At 35.4% G+C, this 22,292-nt stretch carries 7 protein-coding genes; all 7 read left to right on the top strand.

Going from position 1 to position 22,292, the window contains the following annotated elements; translation table 11 throughout:
* Nucleotides 1-18: 18 nt before the first annotated feature.
* Nucleotides 19-1,665 (top strand): tetratricopeptide repeat protein, encoded by a 1,647-nt coding sequence (locus Q1A73_RS16280; protein ID WP_299607449.1) that lies wholly within the window; start codon nucleotides 19-21, stop codon nucleotides 1,663-1,665.
* A gap of 675 nt (nucleotides 1,666-2,340) precedes the next feature.
* The gene (locus Q1A73_RS16275; protein WP_299607448.1) at nucleotides 2,341-9,042 is read left to right on the top strand and encodes a BspA family leucine-rich repeat surface protein; all 6,702 of its coding nucleotides are present in this window, start codon (nucleotides 2,341-2,343) and stop codon (nucleotides 9,040-9,042) included.
* Nucleotides 9,043-9,266: 224 nt separating this feature from the next.
* Entirely contained in the window at nucleotides 9,267-13,847 is a 4,581-nt protein-coding gene (locus Q1A73_RS16270) for a BspA family leucine-rich repeat surface protein (RefSeq protein ID WP_299607447.1), read from the top strand.
* Nucleotides 13,848-14,156: 309 nt separating this feature from the next.
* Complete coding sequence (locus Q1A73_RS16265; protein ID WP_299607446.1) at nucleotides 14,157-19,511, top strand: immunoglobulin-like domain-containing protein; 5,355 nt, start codon at nucleotides 14,157-14,159, stop codon at nucleotides 19,509-19,511.
* 301 nt (nucleotides 19,512-19,812) lie between these two features.
* Nucleotides 19,813-20,997: a cytochrome c peroxidase gene (locus Q1A73_RS16260; RefSeq protein ID WP_299607445.1), complete on the top strand. Its 1,185-nt coding sequence runs from the start codon at nucleotides 19,813-19,815 to the stop codon at nucleotides 20,995-20,997.
* A gap of 137 nt (nucleotides 20,998-21,134) precedes the next feature.
* Nucleotides 21,135-21,734, top strand: coding sequence for a LysE family transporter (locus Q1A73_RS16255; RefSeq protein ID WP_299607444.1), 600 nt, complete (start codon nucleotides 21,135-21,137; stop codon nucleotides 21,732-21,734).
* 56 nt (nucleotides 21,735-21,790) lie between these two features.
* Nucleotides 21,791-22,291, top strand: coding sequence for a DUF1761 domain-containing protein (locus tag Q1A73_RS16250; protein ID WP_299607443.1), 501 nt, complete (start codon nucleotides 21,791-21,793; stop codon nucleotides 22,289-22,291).
* The last annotated feature ends 1 nt before the right edge of the window (nucleotide 22,292 follow it).

Here is a 22,292-nt window from a genome sequence, read left to right as displayed (position 1 = left end):
TAAAACCTAATATTCCTTTTGAAACTTTTATACCCTATCATTTTTATCTTTTTCAGTACGATACAATGCTTTGGTCAATCCCATGATAGTTTGGCTACTGTTTTGAAATATAAAATAGAAAGCGCTACGACGGATTCTGCTCGAATTAGTTATAAAATACAATTGATAGAACAAATGCGTCGTTTTGATGTGGATACCACGAGAATTATAATCAACGATGTATTAGAACAACTTAAAAGTATCCAAAGTCCGAAATCATATCATAAGAGTAATGAGGCGCAGGCTATCAATTATCTTGGTATTCTAGATATCAAACAAGGTAAAGTAGAAAATGCTTTGGAGAATTATCTGAACGCACTTAATATCAGTGAAACTATAAATGACTCAACTACGATTGGATTTTCATTACATAATTTGGGCATGTTTTACAGACGCCAAAAAGATTTTAAAAAATCAAAACAGTATTTTAAAAATGCAATTACAATCAAAGAAAAGTTAGATGATACCGAAAGTTTGGCAGTATCTCATCATATGTTGGCAGTTGCCTATTATGAAAATAAACAACTAGATTCTTCCAGACATCATTTGGCTATAGTTAAAGGTTTACCTTGCTCTGCGCTACGTAAATCGAAAGCCAATGGAAGTTTAGCGGCAGTGTATTATTCAAATAAAGAGTACGATAAAGCAATTCAGATCTATAAAGAAAACATCGGTATTTCTAAAAAAGCTAAAGATATAAATGAGTTAAGCATCAGTTATTTAAATGTTGCGGTATTATATAATGCCTTACAGCAATACGACAATGCGGTTCCATATTTAGATAGTGCTATTACAGAAGCTAAAAAGATTAAAAATAATGGGCTATTAAGAACGCAGTATTATAGCAAAAGTAATCTGAATGAAACTAGAGGAGCGTATGAGGAAGCATTACAAGATTACAAGATCTATAAAATGTACAATGATTCTATTAATAATACAGAAAAAACAAAGCGTATTACAGAATTAGAACTCAATTATAAATTTGATAAAGAGAAGCAAGCAAGTGAATTAAGATTAGAGAATGAAACCTCTAAGAAACAATTGTACTTATTACTTTTTGTAATTGCTACTATTATGGGAGGTATTATTTTCTGGTTGACACGAAAAAACGCGAAGCATCGATTAGCCTTATCAAATAAAGAGTTAGCAACCGAGCAATTAGAAAAGGTAAAAGCAGAATTGGCATTAGTTACGAAAGAAAAAGAATTGAAGAATGCCGTTATAGAAAATTCTTTACGACAAGAAGTATTGAGTAAAACCTTGGGTGACATTAAGGAGATTATCAAACTAGAAAACGAAAAAGAACGTAAAACCGCCTTACAATCATTATCCGCATCCTTACTTTCAGAAAAAGCAACTACCAACAGTACTACAGATCTAAAATCCTATATGGATACCGTAAGTATGGATTTTAAAGTGATTTTGGATAGCAAGTTTCCCGATTTAAAAGAAAAAGAAAAAGAGTTATTGTGTTTAATGACTTTAGGGCTCAATGCTACGGAGATTAGTAAACTACAAAACAATACCGTTTCTGCGATTAAATCTGCACGCTCTCGTATTCGTAAAAAGATAGGAGTAGATTCTAAACAAGATATTATTGAGTTTATAAATAATTCCAATATTTAATTAGTACATAATTTTACTGCAAGAGTTATGATGTCATACTGAGCCTGTCGAAGTATAACTTTAGAACTTCCCTTTTCGGGCTTCGAGAACCTCAGCCCTCGATGAGCATGTACTCTTTGGTTTTCGAAGGATCTCAGTTCTAGATGTGTTCGGACCCTGAGGTTCTCGAAGGGTCTCACACCTTGATATGTATATATCTTCAGTCCTAGATATGATGAGGTCGGGCTTCGAGAGCCTCAGCCCTCGATGTGTATGGCCCCTTAATTACTAAAAAGGTCAAATTTTGAATATAACATATCGTCAGTTCGAGTGTCCCGATGTATATCGGGATGTATCGAGAACCAATTCTAGTCTTCATCATGTCGGGCTTCGAGAGCCTCAGCCCACGATACGAGTGAACTCTCAAGTTCTCGAAGGGACCGATATAGCAACCATAAAGAAAAGGTAAAATAAACCTGCAACCCCAAAAACACCCCGTTGCAACCCTTTTGCAACCCCCAAAACCTTTGTAACCCTTAAAATCCTGTTAATTTTGTACTCGATTTTAAGAATTTATTTCAACTCTTTTTTTAATAAAAAGCCCCTTATGAAATGAGCCATTAAAATGATTTTTATTGAACTGATCATTACTATTGGCGAATTCCATCTGGCTGATAAACCTTATACAAGCAACAGATGAAACACTTTTACATTACACTTTTTTTTATTGTTAGTTTTTTGACTGCTGGATTTGCTCAAAGTGAATTTATTACCACTTGGCAAACCACAACAGCTAATGAAAGTATTACCATTCCCACAACAGGATCAGGATACAATTATACGGTTGATTGGGGAGATGGTACTATTGAGAATGGATTGACTGGAAATGCTACACATGAATACGCTATAGCAGATACCTATACTGTTGAAATCACTGGTGATTTTCCAAGGATTTACTTTGCGAACTCTGGTGATAAAGATAAAATTAGAACCATAGAACAGTGGGGGACTATTCGATGGACCAGCATGGGAAACGCGTTTGATGGATGTTCGCAATTGATATTGAATGCAGATGATACTCCGGATTTATCATTGGTGAATGATCTTTCTGAAATGTTTAGTGATGCAAGTAGTTTAGTAGATACTAAAGGCAGTATTGGAAACTGGGATGTAAGTACTGTAAACTCTATGACCGGTATGTTTGCATCTGCGAATAATTTTGGTCAAGATTTAGGAAATTGGGATATTTCTAGTGTAACAAGTATGGTAAGTATGTTTTTTAGGAGTGGTTTATCGACGGAAAACTATGATGCTACTTTAATCGGTTGGGCAACATTGGATGCAGGGGAGACGATACCTACGAATATTTTTGTAGATTTTGGAAGCAGCAGCCATTGTATTGGTACGTCCGCCTTGAATATATTAACATCAACACCGAATAATTGGACAATTTTAGATAGAGGATTTAATTGCGATGATAGCGACGCATTTATAACTACTTGGAGGATTTCTTCAAATAATGAGACCATTACAATTCCAACTACAGGCTCGGGATACGAATATTATGTGGATTGGGGAGATGGTTCAGTTGAGACTATAGAAACAGGCAATGCTACTCATCAATATACCTCGGGTCCTGGCGATTACCAAATTAAAATATGGGGAGATTTTCCTCGAATTTATTTTAACAATACAGGTGATAGGCGAAAAATTTTTTCTATAGATAATTGGGGTACAAACAAATGGCAAAGTTTTGAATCTGCCTTTAATGGAGCAACGAATCTAGTACTAAATGCCACCGATATACCAGACTTATCAGAAGTTGAAAATTTAAGCGCCATGTTTCAATCTACAACGAGTTTTGATGATATTGGAGGTAGAATGAAGGATTGGGATGTAAGTAATGTAAATTATATGACTGCAATGTTTGCAGGTTCAAATTTTAATGAAGACATAGGAAATTGGGATTTAAGTAATATTACTAATGGAAGTTCTATTACTTTCTTAACACTTTCAGAGAAAAATTATGTCAAGTTATTAACAGGTTGGGGAACTGATACAAGTGGAATCGATGGCGATGGTATTGACGATATACCAAGAGATTTTCAAATATTTTTTTTACAATTCACTTACTTTTGTTTAGGCTTGCAGGAAGAAACTAACCTAGCTTTAGATCCTTATAATTGGTTATTTAGTGGCACTATAATAGATTGTAGTGACGCATTTATCACAACCTGGCAAACTACAACCGCAAATGAACCCATCACCATACCTACAACAGGATCTGGATATGATTACCATATCGATTGGGGAGATGGAACTGTTGAATTCGATTTAACAGGAAATGCTACGCATGAATATGCTACTACAGATACTTATACCGTTAAAATTACAGGGGATTTTCCAAGGTTTTATTCTCCAGGAATGGGAGGGTATTTTACTAATGCAGCCAAGATTCAATCCATAGAACAATGGGGCACGCAACAGTGGGAAAGTATGGAAAATGCTTTTGATAGTACAACCAATTTGGTGATCAATGCTATAGATGTTCCAGATCTGAGTATGGTAACCAGTATGCAAGGAATGTTCTTTTTAAATTCTAGTCTTGTTGATAACGGTAGTGCTATAAGCACATGGGATGTAAGTAATGTGCAGGATATGGGGTACCTATTTAGAAATACTCCCTTTAATGAGGATATCAGTAGTTGGAATACTCAGAATGTTACCAATATGAGTAATATGCTGGCTAACTGTCCAAATTTTGATCAAAATCTTGGTAATTGGGATATTAATAGTGTAACTAATATGTCTGATATGCTGGTTACCTCTGGACTTTCTTTAGCTAATTATGATGCTACCTTACTTGGTTGGGCAACGGACTCTAGTGGAAATACAACTGATGGAATTGATGATATTCCTGTTAATATTACTTTTCATGCAGGTTCTAGTAGTTATTGTTTAGGAGTGGGGGCTCACAATACGCTTACGAGTGCACCTTACAATTGGACCATAAGTGATGATGGAACCACTTGTGCTCCTACAGATTTTTTTATTACCACTTGGCAAACCACTTCAGATAATGAAAGTATTACCATTCCAACGTTTGAAAATGGATATAACTATTCAGTTGATTGGGGAGATGGAACTGTTGAATATGGATTTACAGGAAATGCAAGTCATGAATATGCTACTGCAGGAACTTATGTAGTTAAAATCAATGGTGACTTTCCTAGAATATACTTTTCTGGAAACACATCTATTGCAACAAAAATTTTAAGTGTAGAACAGTGGGGAACTATTGCCTGGAATTCCATGTCTGATGCGTTTAATGGATGTTCTAATTTGGTAATCAATGCTACGGATGCTCCAGACTTAAGTAATGTTGTTTTATTAAGTCAAATGTTTGCGGCTTGTACTTCTCTTACCAATGAAGATTTTAATCATTGGAATCTCTCTAACGTAACGAAGATAAATGGAATGTTTACAGGAGCAACAAACTTTAATGGTAGTATCAACGAATGGGATGTGAGTAATGTTGATAACATGGAGGCAGTTTTTGGAGGAACAGGATTATTTAACAGGGATTTGAGTGATTGGGATGTATCTAATGTTGTTGATATGGGATTCATGTTTTTTAACGCTACAGGTTTTGATCAAAGTCTTGGTGCATGGGATATATCTAGTTTAAGAATCACAACCGGAATGTTTAGTAATGTAGGGCTTTCTACAGCTAGTTATGACGCAACTTTAATGGGTTGGGCAAGCTTAGATACTGGAGAAACACAAATACCTACAGGAATTTCTATTGTTACAAATCACCTAACGTATTGTCTTGGAGTAGATGCGCACAATACGCTAACCAGTGCTCCCTATAATTGGTCTATTACCGATGCAGGAACTACTTGTGCTTCCACAGATTTCTTTATTACCACTTGGGAAATAGCCACAAATAATGAAGAAATAGCACTTCCTATCACAGATACCGGGCTGGATTTTATAGTAGATTGGGGAGATGGTATGATTACCAATGAAACCGAAGAGGCTTACCATACCTATGCGAATGCAGGAACGTACACCATCCGTATTTCAGGAAACTTTAATCGTATGCGTTTTAATGGAAATGCAGATAGGAACAAAATCCAAACCATAGAACAATGGGGAAGCAATACTTGGACTTCTATGGAGGATGCTTTTAACGGTTGTACGAATTTAGAAGTGAAAGCAGTGGATAGTCCGGATTTATCAAATGTTACTTCACTTGAATCGATGTTTCGCTCATGCCATTCCTTAGATAAAGATTTCAATGTTGATTTTTCTGGATGGGATACCAGTAGTATTCAAGATTTTACCTGGGCATTTACAGATGCGATCGCATTTAACAGTAGTAGTATTACTAATTGGGATGTAAGCGAAGCAACCCGCTTTGATTTTATGTTCCTAAGTGCTACCTCTTTTGATCAAGATTTAAGTCAATGGGATATTAGCAGTGCCACGAGTATGGACACAATGCTTCGAGATGCAGGAATGTCTACAGAGAATTATGACGCGACTTTAATCGGTTGGGCGACTTTAGAAACGGGAGAAACACAAATTCCTAGTGATATAGTATTAGATGTTGATGCCACCTATTGTTTAGGAGAAGCTGCCAGAAACACATTAACAAGTACCTTGTATAATTGGCTCATCTTTGATGAAGGAACAGCTTGCGCAGCTACCGACTTTTTCATTACCACCTGGCAAACGACCACAGCGAATGAAGTAATCACTATTCCTATTAGAAGTGCAGAAACTTATAATTATAGTGTAGATTGGGGAGATGGAATTTTAGAAACTGGTTTTACAGGAAATGCAACACATACATTTGCAACAGCAGGAATCAAAACTATAAAGATAATTGGAGATTTTCCAGCACCATTCTTTAGGATATTGTCAAATGATGATAAAGGTAAGTTATTAACCATTGAACAATGGGGTACACAGCGATGGACCACTATGAACGGAGCTTTTGGGGGTTGTTATAACCTAAAATTAAATGCCAATGATATACCTGACTTATCTCAAGTAACCACTATCGCAGATATGTTTAGGGATTGTACCAACTTTGAAGACTTAAAAGATAATATGAATTCTTGGGATGTAAGTAATATCGAAAGAATATCATATATGTTTAATGATTGTATAGTCTTTAATGAGAACATAGGTAATTGGACATTTACAAAACTTAAATCTAGTTTTAGTGCTTTTAACGGGGCATCAGCTTTTAACCAGGATATTTCCAATTGGAATATGTCTACTGTAGAGGATATGGAAAGTATGTTTAAAGATGCAACTTCTTTCAATCAACCTATAGGTAATTGGACATTAGGTGTAGTAGATTATATCAATGATTTTTTTGCAGGAGCCACCTCTTTTAATCAAGACCTAAGTGCTTGGGATTTTAGCAATGTCTATGAAGCTTATGATATGTTTAATGGCGCTACTTCTTTTAATCAGGATTTATCTGCTTGGGATATTAGTAATGTAGAATCATTAGATAACTTTTTTATCGGTTCGGGAATGTCTCAGGAAAATTATGACAACACTTTGATCGGTTGGGCTACTTTAGAATCTGGAGAGACTCAAATCCCAGCTAATTTAACACTGGATGCTACGGTTGCTCATTGTTTAAGTATCGATGCAGTAAATACGCTAACCAACGCACCTTATAATTGGACCATCAATGATGGAGGACAAGGATGTGTTGACCCAGTGATAACTTTATTAGGAGATAATCCACAAGTAATAGAAAGAGGTGATGCGTATACAGAGCTAGGTGCTGAAGTTACCTATGGTGCAATAGTAACAATCAATGCAACTTCTGTAAATACAGATGTGGTAGGTAGCTATTCGGTTGCTTATGATGCTGTAAATACGGTATCGGGAGCCACTGCAACACAAGTAACCAGGACTGTGGAGGTTGTAGATACTACCGCTCCAGTAATTACCTTAAACGGGCTAAATCCACAAATCATTGAATTAGGAGATCCGTATGTAGAACTGGGAGCAACAACCGATGATGGTAGTCCAGTAACTTTAGATACTAATATTGGTCTCTTGGTTAGTGATGTAGGTACATATTCGGCAATGTATTTTGCTGTAGATGCTTATGGTAATAGTTCTACAGTATTTAGAACAGTAGAAGTGGTAGACACTACCGCTCCAGTAATTACCTTAAGCGGAGCAAATCCACAAATCATAGAATTAGGAGATCCGTATGTAGAACTGGGAGCAACAACCGATGACGGTAGTCCAGTAACTTTAGATACTAATATTGGTCTCTTAGTTAGTGATGTGGGTACATATTCCGCAATGTATTTTGCCGTGGATGCTTATGGTAATAGTTCTACAATATTTAGAACAGTAGAAGTGGTAGACACTACCGCTCCAGTAATTACCTTAAACGGACCAAATCCACAAATCATAGAATTAGGAAATCCGTACGTAGAGTTGGGAGCAACCACCGATGATGGTAGTCCAGTAACTTTAGATACTAATATTGGTCTCTTGGTTAGTGATGTAGGTGCGTATTCTGCAATGTATTTTGCAGCAGATGCTAGTGGTAATAGTTCCACAGTATTCCGAACAGTAGAGGTGGTAGATACGACTAATCCAACCGTGGTATGTCAAAATATAACCGTACAACTAGATGACACAGGAAATGCTAGTATTACCGCGGCTATCATCGATAACGGTTCTACAGATCTTTCAGGCATAGCATCACTAGCAATTGATGTGACTGATTTTGATTGTACAAACGTTGGAGACAACATGGTTACCCTAACGGTTACCGATGCTAACGGAAATACAGATATGTGTATGGCTACTGTTACGGTAGAAGATTCCATTTCTCCAGAATTTGATATAACCACAGTACCAACAGATATGGAAGTGCCTTTTGATACAGGTGATATGTATACGTTGGCTGATTTTACTACTGATGTAGTGGTGACTGACAATTGTGATAGTAACAGTGTGTTTGCGACGACGATTACACAGAGTCCTGTGGCAGGTACATTATTAGCAGCAGGGGATCATGTCATTACACTAATAGCAACAGATGATAATTCGAATATAGAAACAGTTTCTTTTACGATTACTGTATCCGCGATATTGAGTGTAGAAGAAAATGAAGAGTATCTGTTCACGATATATCCAAATCCAGCGAAAGATCAGGTTTGGATCACTGGATTACAAGGTGAAGCAGAAGTAACGATTTCAGATATCAATGGTCGCATATTAAGAACAATAAAAGTGATGAACGATCAAGCGATTTCTACCACGGATTTATCTGAAGGAGTGTATTTGATTACGATAGAACAAAATGATATCAATCAAACCATGAGATTGATGAAGAATTAGAATACTAAATAATCATCGGCAAAAGGAAGTGTTACAAAGTTAAGGGGTTGTAACATGGAAATTTGCCAAACAAAACCATCCGCCTCAGACGGATGGTTTTTTGTTTATAGTATTTTGCAACCCCTTTGCAACCCCTGTTTTCTTGGTAAAACTTAATATCTTGTTAATTTTGCACTCGATTTTAAAAAATGTATATCAACTCTTTTTCTAAAAGACCCCTTAATATGAAACACATTTACACTGCACTTTTTTTGATTGTTAGCTCTTTTACTGTAGGATTTGCTCAGGATGAGTTTATAATTACTTGGCAAGCCACTGATGATCAAAAAGAACTTTCTATACCCACCTCTGGATCTGGCTATAATTATACTGTAGATTGGGGAGATGGAGTTATAGAATCCAATCAAACAGGAATTAGTTTTCATACATACGCAAGTAATGGTATTTATACTGTGAAAATACAGGGAGTATTTCCTTCGATAACCTTTGGTAACAATCCTGATTTTAGAGTTCCAGCTCAATTAGTATCCGTAGAACAATGGGGATCAAATGCCTGGACGGATATGACCAGAGCGTTCTCAGGTTGTACAAACCTAGTGATTAATGCTACAGATATACCAGATTTAAGTAATACTACTTCTTTGGAAAAAATGTTTGATGGGACTACCAACTTTGTGGATAATGGAGGACAACTTGGAAATTGGAATGTGTCAACTATTGAAAACATGATCGATATGTTCAGAAATTCTGGAATGAATGTAAATATAGGGTTATGGAATGTGGGAAACGTAATAGATTTTACAGGGATGTTTACCGGAAATACCGCATTTAATCAAAATATAGATGGTTGGAATATTGGGGAGTTTGTGACTGGTACTATAAATATGAGGGCTATGTTTGACTCTGCTAGTAGTTTTAATAGTCCTTTAAATACATGGGATATAAGTAGAGTCATAAACATGTCAAGTATGTTTGGGTTTGCTACAGCGTTTAATCAGCCTCTTGATAATTGGGATACGAGTAGCGTAGAGAATATGGGAGGAATGTTTTTTGGAGCATCAGACTTTGATCAAAATGTTGGTGATTGGAATCTTTCTAGCGTAACCGCTATGGGGGCTATGTTCCAGTTAGCTGGACTTTCCACAACAAATTATGATGCTACCTTAATTGGTTGGGCTACACAAGATGCGGGAGAAACGATACCATCAAATATTAGCATCAGTTTTGAAGGAAGTCAATATTGTTTTGGAGTGGATGCAAGGAATATATTAACCGATAGTACTAGATTTAATTGGAACATTACGGATGATGGTGCAGCGTGTGCTTCTACAGATTTCTTTATCACTACCTGGGAGACTACTTCTAATAACGAAAGTATTACTATACCAACTACAGGAGCTGGATATGATTACGATATTGATTGGGGAGATGGAACTATAGAAACTGGATTTACAGGGAATGCATCGCACAGCTATATTTCTCCAGGAATATATAAGATAAAAATTATAGGAGATTTTCCTCAGTTTGCTTCCTTAGTAGGAGGGATAGGTAATGCTGAAAAGTTACAAGCTATTGAACAGTGGGGCGATATGGAATGGAGAACAATGTTTCAAGCATTTTCGAGATGCGCTAATATGAATGTTACTGCTACAGATACTCCTGATTTATCACAGGTAACAGAAATGGGACAAATGTTTTTTGGATGTACTAGTTTGGGTTCTCCTGATTTTTCAGCTTGGGATACTTCTAATGTTACCGGTATGGGTTGGATGTTTTTGAATGCTAGAAATTTCAATGGCAACATTACTACTTGGAATGTTGGTAATGTTACTGATTTTGTATTGATGCTTGGAGGAGCAAGAAGCTTTAATCAGAATATTAGCAGCTGGAATATAGGAGAAAACGTGACGGGTACAATAAGTATGGATAGTATGTTAGAGAGTACTGAAAATTTTGATCAGGATTTAGGAAGTTGGGATTTACAGAAAGTAACAGATATCAATGATATCTTGAATAATTCTGGACTTTCTATAGGTAATTACGACGCTACTTTAATAGGTTGGGCATCCAATACCAATAGTCCTAATGGCTTAGTGTTAGGGGCAGATGGACTTAAGTATTGTGTAGGGGAAGTATCGAGAAACGTCCTTACAAGTGCACCTTATAATTGGACCATAGATGATGGAGGATTGGATTGTAGTGATGCGTTTATTACTACTTGGGAAACGACTGTACCTTTTGGAACAGTTACCCTTCCCACCACAGGAAGTGGTTATAATTACAATGTGGATTGGGGAGATGGAATCGTGATATCTAATGTGACAGGGAGTATTATTCGTAAATATGATACACCTGCAACGTATATTATAAAGATTACGGGAGATTTTCCAAGAATATATTTCAATAATACAGGAGATCGAGATAAAATCTTGACAATAGAACAGTGGGGAAAACAACAATGGGATAGTATGAATCGTGCTTTTGCAGGTTGTAGTAACCTAGTGTTAAACGCTGATGACGTACCAGATTTATCAACCACAACAGACATCTCATTTATGTTCGCTGGGGCGACTTCTTTTGAGGATGATAAAGACATTATGAATAGTTGGGATGTTTCAAACATTAGCAATATGTGGGGTGTTTTTGATACTGCTACGGCTTTTAATGAAAATATAACTTCATGGAATGTTGGAAATGTGATCAATTTTAGTAGAATGTTCTATCAAAGTGGGTTTTCTCAAAATATAGGTGGTTGGAATATTGGGGAACAGGTTACAGGTACTATAAATATGACCGAAATGTTTGCTAGAGCAACATCCTTTAACCAGGATCTTAGCAATTGGGATATGAGCAAGGTAAGTAGTTTAAGAGAAATGTTTCGACAAAACTTTGGTTACGATCAATCAATAGGGGATTGGGATATATCGAGTGTGACAGATATGAGAAATATGTTGTTTAGTTCAGGATTATCGACAGAAAATTATGATCAGACCTTAATCGGTTGGGCAACATTAGATGCAGATGAAACTCAAATCCCAGTGGGAATTACATTTAATGCAGGAAATAGTACCTATTGCTTAGGAGAATCGGCACGAAATACTTTAACTGCTGCACCTTATAATTGGATAATCAACGATATGGGGCAAGCTTGTATCGATCCGGTCATTACTTTATTGGGAGATAATCCACAAGTGATAGAAAAAGGAGATACGTATAATGAATTAGGGGCTGAGGTTACCTATGGAGCTACGTTAACTATCAATTCGGCGTCTGTAAATACAAATCAAGTGGGTAGTTATACGGTTACTTATGATGCTATAAATACAGTTTCTGGTGAAACTGCAATGCAAGTAACCAGAACAGTAGATGTCGTAGATACTACCGCACCAATAATTACCTTAAATGGAGCAAATCCACAAACTATAGAATTAGGAGCTGGATATACTGAGTTAGGAGCGACTACCGATGATGGATCTGCGGTAAGTATTGATACTTCAGAATTTATGGATGCAGTAGGAAGTTATACGATCTATTATGACGCTACCGATGCTGCTGGTAATGTAGCTATTCAAGTGACCAGAACAGTGGATGTCGTAGATACTACCGTACCAGTAATTACCTTAAACGGCGCAAATCCGCAAACCATAGAATTAGGAGCTGGATATACTGAGTTAGGAGCTACAACCGATGATGGTTCTGCAGTAAGTATAAATACTTCAGAATTCATGGATGCAGTAGGTAGTTATACGATTTATTATGATGCTACCGATGCTGCTGGCAATGCAGCTATTCAGGTGACCAGAACAGTGGATGTAGTAGATACTACCGCACCAGTAATTACCTTAAACGGAGCAAATCCACAAACCATAGAATTAGGAGCTGGATATAATGAGTTAGGAGCTACTACAGATGATGGATCTGCGGTAAGTATTGATACTTCAGAATTTATGGACGCAGTAGGAAGTTATACGATCTATTATGATGCTACCGATGCTACTGGTAATGCAGCTATTCAGGTGACCAGAACAGTGGATGTAGTAGATACTACCAATCCTACTGTTGTATGTCAAAATATAACCGTACAATTAGATGATACAGGGAATGCTAGTATTACGCCCGCTATGATCGATAATGGTTCTGCAGATCTTTCAGGTATTGCATCAATTGTTATTGATATAACAGATTTTGATTGTACTAACATTGGAGATAACATGGTTACGCTAACAGTTACCGATGCTAATGGAAATACAGATATGTGTATGGCTACTGTTACTGTAGAAGATGAGGTAGCTCCAGAATTTGATATGACTACAGTACCTACAGATATGGAAGTACCTTTTGATACAGGTAATACGTATACGTTGCCTGATTTTACAAATGGAGTAGTAGTTACGGACAATTGCGATACTAACAAAAGTGCATTTGCTACGACGATTACGCAGAGTCCAGTAGCAGGTACGTTATTAGCGGAAGGCGATCATGTGATTACGCTAACAGCAACAGATGATAACTCGAATATAGAAACAGTTTCTTTTACTATTACTGTATCTGGTGTACTAAGTGTAGAAGAAAATACAGAAGACATATTCTCGATATACCCAAATCCAGCAACGGATCAATTTTGGATTACAGGAGTAAGCGGAGAAGCAGAAGTAACGTTTTATGATATCAACGGGCGTATGTTACAAACCATAAAAGTTATGAATGAACAAGCGGTTTCTACCACAGATTTATCTGCAGGAGTCTATTTAATTACAATAGAGCAAAATGATATTTATCAGTCTATTCGATTGATCAAGAATTAGCATAACAAAAATTAGCAACTAAGTACTGCGGAGGTAAGGGGTCGTAGTACGGAAGTTTGCAAGATAGGACTATCCGCCTTAGGCGGATGGTTTTTTATCTCTAATTGTTAAAAATTGAATAGTTAAAAAAATGTCTCCCAATTGTCTTCTTTTTCCTTTTATGGATACCTAATATCTTGATTACTATTGCAAAAAAATGTTTGTCCCCCTATATGTACCCCCAATATAGTTTTTTTAACAAGCGGTAAGTAGTACCATTGCACCAAAATTAATATAGAATATCCAAGTAATTTATAAAGCCCTTAGTTTATGAAAAAAAAATACCTTTTAATTATTTTACTTTTTTTAGTAGGAATTACAGTAAGTCATGCTCAATACACGAGTATACCTGACGCCAATTTTGAAGCTGCGTTAGTAGCTTTAGGTCACGATAGTGTTAGTGGTGATGGACAGGTTTTAACAGCCGACATAGCAACAATAACAGAATTAGATATACGGAATGAACAGATTACAGATCTTACCGGTATTGAAGATTTTAGCGCATTGGAAGAATTAAGAGCTAATTTTAATAGTATTTCATCGGTAGATTTAAGTCAAAACACAGCATTAGAAACACTCTTTATAGGAGATAATAATCTAACTGCTTTAGATGTTTCTGCCAATGTAAATCTTGATTACTTAAGTATTAATGATCTTAATTTAACGTCAGGGATTGATATTTCTCAAAATACCAAACTAACGAATTTCGTTGCGGAAAATTCTAATTTAAGTACCATTGACCTTTCTAATAATGTTTTATTGCAGCAACTTGACTTAGAAGATAATAACCTCACAACCTTAGATGTAACTAATCTAACAGCATTAGAGAGTTTGTTAGTTTCGGATAATCAATTAACTACTATTGATCTATCAAATAATACACAGCTAGAATTTTTTGGTTTTGAGAGTAATAATTTTGGAAGTCTCGATTTTTCAGGTTTAAGTAACTTAACCATAATTGATGGGAGCGGTAACAATAATCTGACTACGGTCAATTTAGCAGGAGTAACAGCATTAGAGGTTTTTCAGGTAAATACCGCATCTATAACTTCTTTAGATTTTAGTGAAGCAACCAATTTAAATTTTTTAAGCGCTATTGGTAGTCAGTTGGAAACTCTAGATTTAAGAAACAATACAGCACTAACTGTTATTCAGATTCCAAATAATAACTTGACCAGTTTAGATCTGCGTAATATTGATGTTACACAAATTAATTTATCTGCATCTGGAAATAATGATTTGGATTGTATATCAGTGGATGATGTAGCTTTAGCAGAAGCAAATCTTACTTCAGATTTTAGATATAGTATTGATTGTGCTTTGTATACCTATGTGCCAGATGACAATTTTGAAGCTGCGCTAGCAGTCTATGACGATATACCAGGTGATAATAGTGTGCCAAAAGCAGCAATCGAAATTCTAACAACTTTAGATGTTTCTTCTCTGGATATTGCTGATTTGACTGGGATTCAAGATTTTATTGCATTATCATCACTTAATGCCAGTACTAACAGTCTTAGAAAGGTTGATTTATCAAATAATACAGATCTACAAATTGTTAATCTAGAAGAAAATTCTTTAAAGACATTAGATGTATCAAATCTGGTAAACCTAACCAGTCTCGAAGTAGATAAAAATGACTTATTCGCTTTAAATATTCAAAATGGAGCAAATACCAATCTTACTTTTTTTGACGCGACCGAAAATGCAGATTTAAACTGTATTTTGGTAGATAGCGAAACCTATGCTAATGCTAATTTTGTCAATATAGATAACCAAACTTCATTTAGCGAAACAGATTGTACGATCTATGTTGCTATCCCTGATTCGAATTTTGAAGCAGCATTAGCTGCCTACGATGATATTAGTAGTGATGGTCAAATTCCATTAGAAAACATTTACGATGTAGAAGAGCTGGATGTAGAAGGAAATACTATTTCGGATCTTACAGGAATTGCATCTTTTGAATCCTTAACAACACTTAATTGTAGTGGAAATAATTTAAGTACGTTAGATCTTTCTAATAATGAGTTATTAGAAACTTTGACTTGTGGAGACAATAGCTTTTCAAGTTTGGATTTATCTAATAACAACCAATTAATTAGTTTATATGTTGATAATTGTGGATTACTTACATCTATAAATCTTAACGGTTGTACAGTATTGGAAACGCTGGAAGCAGATGATAATAACTTGAGTACTATCGATTTGTCTACTAATATTAACCTGAAATCATTAGATTTAGATAATAATATAATTACCACACTAGATCTTAGTAATAATATACTACTTGAGTTTTTAGATCTGGACAATAATAACCTTTCTGCATTAGATTTGAGTAATAACTCGTTATTAGAATTTCTGGATATAGAAACGAATAACATCTCAACTTTAGATCTAACGGTTCTACCTAATCTGGAAAGAGCTGATTTGGAGAGCAATCCATTAACGGCAATTGATTTTTCTCAAAACTTATTGTTGGAAGATGTAGATACGGATGACACGCAGATTGTAAATTTAGATTTTTCTAATAACACAGCGCTTACCAGATTGGATATAGATAATACAGCTACGTTGACTACAGTAATTTTTGGAAATGCAATTGGGCTGACTCAACTTTATATTGATGAAACTGCTATCGAATCCATAGATGTTTCACCACTTACAGGTTTGAGAGTACTAGATGTAGGAGATACCAATTTGAAGACCTTAGATATCTCAGCAAATATCGCGTTGACGGATTTGAGAGTTGATAATGCTGATTTGGTAAGCTTGGATCTTAGAAATGGTAATAACAGTAATTTTAGTAGGATGGAGGCAACATCTAATGCAAGTCTTACCTGTATTATGGTGGATGATGCTACAGCGGCGATTACTGATTTTACTGATATTGATATGGGAGTAACCTTTAGTGAAACAACCTGTGGATATACATTAATTCCTGACGCAAATTTTGAGGCAGCTTTGAGTGCCTATGATGATATAGCAAATGATGGTTTGATACCTACAGATCGGATAGAAAATGTTCCAATCGTAAATGTAGCAAATAGTGGTATCTCTGATCTAACGGGGATTGAAGCTTTTGTAGATTTGGAAACTTTGAATGTGAGTTCAAATAGTTTATCGGTAATTGATCTTTCAAATAATGCTAATTTAGAGATTTTGAATGCTTCGGATAATGCACTTACTTCAGTGGACCTATCTGAGAATGCACAAGTGCAAATAGTTTATTTAGGAGAAAATCAACTTTCTACTATCGATGTTTCTACAAATACATTTTTAGAAATTTTAGATATCCATGATAATAATATAGCTATACTTGATCTTTCTTCAAATGTAAACCTAGAAGAATTAAATGCGAATAATAACGGAATATCTAGTATAGATTTATCTAACAATACACTTCTAGAAAATGTGTCTTTAGATGCTAATGATATTACTACAATTAATATATATGGTCTTGTAAACCTAGAATTTCTTTATTTAGATGAGAATAACTTATCAAGTATTGATGTAAGTGGTAATACAAGTTTATTGGAGTTATTTGCAAATGACAATACAGCTTTGTCTTCTTTAGATTTAACTACTAATGGAGATATTCAACTGGTCTATTGTAATAACTGTTCTGACCTTTCATCAATAATTTTTGGGAATAGCACAGATTTAGAAACAATTCAATTAGATAACACGGCACTAACCAATATCGACCTTAGCTTGTTGGTAGATTTACGAGAAATAAGTCTAAGACAAACAGATATCACTTTTTTAGATTTATCTCATAACCCTATACTGTTAGATATCTACGCTACAGATGGAAAGTTAACAGGAATCAACTTAAAGAATGGTGGTAACACGGGTATCGACGAATTAGAAATAACTGGAAATCCAGATCTGTATTGTGTAGAAGTGGACGATGTGGATTATGCGAATACCAATTTTATAGATAAAGATGTACAAACTAGTTTTAGTTTAGATTGTATAGCACCTGTAATTACTTTAAACGGAGCAAACCCACAAACTATAGAATTAGGAGCTGGATATACAGAATTAGGAGCTACTACCGATGATGGTACTGCGGTAAGTATTGATACTTCAGAATTCATGGATGCAGTAGGCAGTTATACGATCTATTATGATGCTACCGATGCTGCTGGTAATGTAGCTATTCAGGTAACCAGAACGGTGGATGTAGTAGATACTACCGCACCAATAATTACCTTAAACGGAGCAAACCCACAAACTATAGAATTAGGAGCTGGATATTCAGAATTAGGAGCTACTACCGATGATGGTACTGCGGTAAGTATTGATACTTCAGAATTCATGGATGCAGTAGGCAGTTATACGATCTATTATGATGCTAACGATGCTGCTGGTAATGTAGCTATTCAGGTAACCAGAACTGTAGATGTAGTAGATACTACAGCACCAATAATTACCTTAAATGGAGCAAATCCACAAACCATAGAATTAGGAGCTGGATATACTGAGTTAGGAGCTACTACAGATGATGGATCTGCTGTAAGTATTGATACTTCAGAATTTATGGATACAGTAGGTAGTTATACGATCTATTATGACGCTACCGATGCTGCTGGTAATGTAGCTATTCAGGTAACCAGAACGGTGGATGTAGTCGATACTACCGCACCAGTAATTACCTTAAACGGAGCAAATCCACAAATTATAGAATTAGGAGCTGGATATACAGAATTAGGAGCTACTACCGATGATGGTTCTGTAGTAAGTATTGATACTTTAGAATTTATGGACGCAGTAGGTAGTTATACGATTTATTATGATGCTACCGATGCTGCTGGCAATGCAGCGATTCAGGTGGCCAGAACAGTGGATGTAGTAGATACTACCAATCCTACTGTTGTATGTCAAAATATAACCGTACAATTAGATGATACAGGGAATGCTACTATTACGGCCGCTATGATCGATAACGGTTCTACAGATCTTTCAGGCATAGCATCAATTGTTATTGATGTTACAGATTTTGATTGTACTAACATTGGAGATAACATGGTTACGCTAATGGTTACGGATGCTAATGGAAATACGGATATGTGCATGGCTACTGTTACGGTAGAAGATGAGGTAGCTCCAGAATTTGATATGACTACCGTACCTACAGATATGGAAGTACCTTTTGATACTGGTAATATGTATACGTTGGCTGATTTTACAGTTGGAGTAGTAGTTACAGACAATTGCGATACTAACAAAAGTGCATTTGCTACGACGATTACGCAGAGTCCAGTAGCAGGTACGTTGTTAGCGGAAGGCGATCATGTAATCACACTTACGGCAACAGATGATAATTCGAATATAGAAACAGTTTCTTTTACCATTACTGTATCTGGTGTACTAAGTGTAGAAGAAAATACAGAAGACATATTCTCCATATACCCAAATCCAGCAACGGATCAATTTTGGATTACCGGAGTAAGTGGAGAGGCAGCAGTTACGTTCTATGATATCAACGGGCGTATGTTACAAACCATAAAAGTTGTGAATGGACAAGCTGTATCTACCACAGATTTATCTGAAGGAGTGTATTTGATTACAATAGAGCAAAATGATATCAAGCAAACCATACGATTGATAAAAAAATGATAATTCAATAGTTCTTGTGCAAGGAAGATTTATATAATTATGGGGAACATAAACTTCTTTGCAATTATAAACCATCTGCCTCATCAGGTGGATGGTTTTTATATGTATCTGATTTGTAAATAGAATATAACCTTTTTAAAATCAGCCATAAAATGATGTTTTTTGAAGTTGCACCCCTTTTTGTACCCCTATATAAGCTTACATCTTTGGAGAATTAAAATATCTTTGAGAATGAAATCGTTAAGCCTTTTTAGGTTTAGAAAGTCTAATAATTTATAAACAACCCTCAAATCCCAAAATAATGAAAGTAACAGACCTACTTTTGCTACTATGTATTTGCATATTCGTAGCATGTTCCAATGAAGAAAGTAACTATGTGGAAATTGATGAAGATCAAAATAATGAAGAAATTTCAGAAACCCTCCAAGCCACTTTTGGTCAAAATATAGATTTAAATAATCTAGAGAATTATGCAGCACAAAATATTCCTAATTATATAACAAGAGATAATACTAATGGAAATGCTATAACTGATGAAAAGGCAACATTAGGAAGGGTATTGTTCTATGATAAGAATTTATCTTCCGATAATACAATTTCTTGTTCTAGTTGTCATCAACAGGCATTTGCATTTAGCGACGGTTCAGATGTGAGTACAGGAGTCAACGGAACTACAGGAAGGCATAGTATGCGATTGGTAAATGCTAGGTTTTCTGATGAAGTTCATTTCTTTTGGGATGAAAGAGCAAGTACATTAGAGGAGCAAACCACACAACCAATTCAAGACCATGCAGAGATGGGGTTCAGTGGTGAAAACGGAGATCCATCTATGACAGATCTTTTAAGTAAATTAGAACAACTGTCATATTATCAAGAACTCTTCCAGTTCGCTTATGGAAATACTGCTATTACAGAAGAGAGACTTCAGGAATGCTTGGCGCAATTCATTCGTAGTATACAATCATTCGATTCAAAATACGATGATGGTAGGGCAGTAATAGCAAATAATAATATGGACTTTCCAAACTTTACAGATCAGGAAAATCTAGGAAAAACTATTTTTATGCAACCTCCAAATGAAGGCGGTGCAGGATGTATTACTTGTCACCAAGCACCAGAGTTCTCTATTGATCCCGAAAGTTTAAATAATGGGGTTACTGGTGTCTTTGGAGTTGTTAATGATGCTGATTTCACGATTACACGATCTCCTTCATTACGAGATATCATGAATGCAAACGGGACTATGAACGGTGCTTTAATGCATGATGCTAGTATCCCAACAATTATGGATGCAATTTTACACTATAATGATATCGATGCCACAGGAAATACTAATTTAGATAATCGTCTAAGAGGAGGAGCTGGAGGAAATGGTCAAAATTTGAATCTTACTAATGAAGAAATGTTAGCGCTAGAAGCTTTTCTCAAAACATTATCAGGATCAAATATGTATACAGATACAAAATGGAGCGATCCTTTTTTATAAACTAATAATCACAAATTAAGTAGTTTAGAAAAAACCACCTTATTAGAATAAGGTGGTTTTTTTATATTAGGAATTCAATACATTTAGATTAATAAGCATATTTATAAAACTATATTTGTTAAGCAACAATTGTAGATATGTCATTTATAGAAGGGTTTTTGATTGGTTTGGCAATGGTAATTTTTGTTGGACCAGTATTCTTTTTGTTACTCAATAGTAGCTTTGAATACGGCATGAAAGCAGGGATATCTGTTGCTTTGGGTATTATTGTTAGTGATATTGTTTGTGTAATACTATGTTATTACGGAATATCAAAGTTTATAACAGCATCACATAATCAATTTTGGATAGGTGTTATAGGAAGCTGTATTCTTTTTGGATTGGGCATTAATTATCTTTTAAAAAAACCTCATATTTCAAATAATCTTGCGATTGACTCCAAAAAGGGTAGTACTTTTTTTATAAAAGGATTCAGCGTTAATTTTTTTAATCCTTTTGTATTTGTAGTTTGGATTGGAGTTTTTAAATATGGTTCTCAGAAATATTTCGAAACATTAGAATTATACATGTTTTTAAGTGCGGTACTTATGGGAATATTAACAACTGATTTGTTAAAAGTATTCCTCTCTGATAAACTTAAGAGATTTATTTCCGTGGATAGGTTAAAAGTATTTTTTAGAATTACGGGTGCAGTGCTGTTAATCTTTTCGTTTCGGTTATTGTATTTGGTATGGTGAAAATGATACTTTAGATTTTTGCTATATTTGAGTAACAACTTTAAAAACAAACCAATATGGAATTTAATTTAGTGATTACGGCACTTGCCGCTCTTATCCCTATGGTATTAGGATTTATATGGTATAACCCAAAGGTTTTTGGAACTGCGTGGATGAATGTTTGTGGTTTTACCGAAGAAGATCTCAAAGGAGGAAATATGGCGTTAATTTTTATCCTTAGCTACGTACTCAGCTTTTTTCTTGCAAGTTTTGTTCAAACTTATGTAATTCATCAGTTCGGTGTTTTTCAAGTTCTTATGGAGAATCCTGATGTTCTAGTAGAAGGGACTGAAGTATACAAATATGCTCAGGATTTTATGGCAGATCATGGAGATAATTTCAGAACCTTTAAACATGGCGCTCTACATGGTACCATGATGGGAATATTAGTAGCGTTACCAATTCTGGGAACCAATGCAATGTTCGAGAGAAAGGGCTTTAAATATATTGCTATTAATGTAGGTTACTGGACGGTATGTTTAGCATTAATGGGAGGCGTTATTTGTCAGTTTGCTTAAT

Origin of the sequence: uncultured Aquimarina sp., assembly GCF_947492115.1 — a bacterium.
Lineage (GTDB): Bacteria > Bacteroidota > Bacteroidia > Flavobacteriales > Flavobacteriaceae > Aquimarina.
The sequence above is the reverse complement of the archived record's forward strand: the minus strand, read 5'-3'. Positions and strand labels throughout refer to the sequence as shown.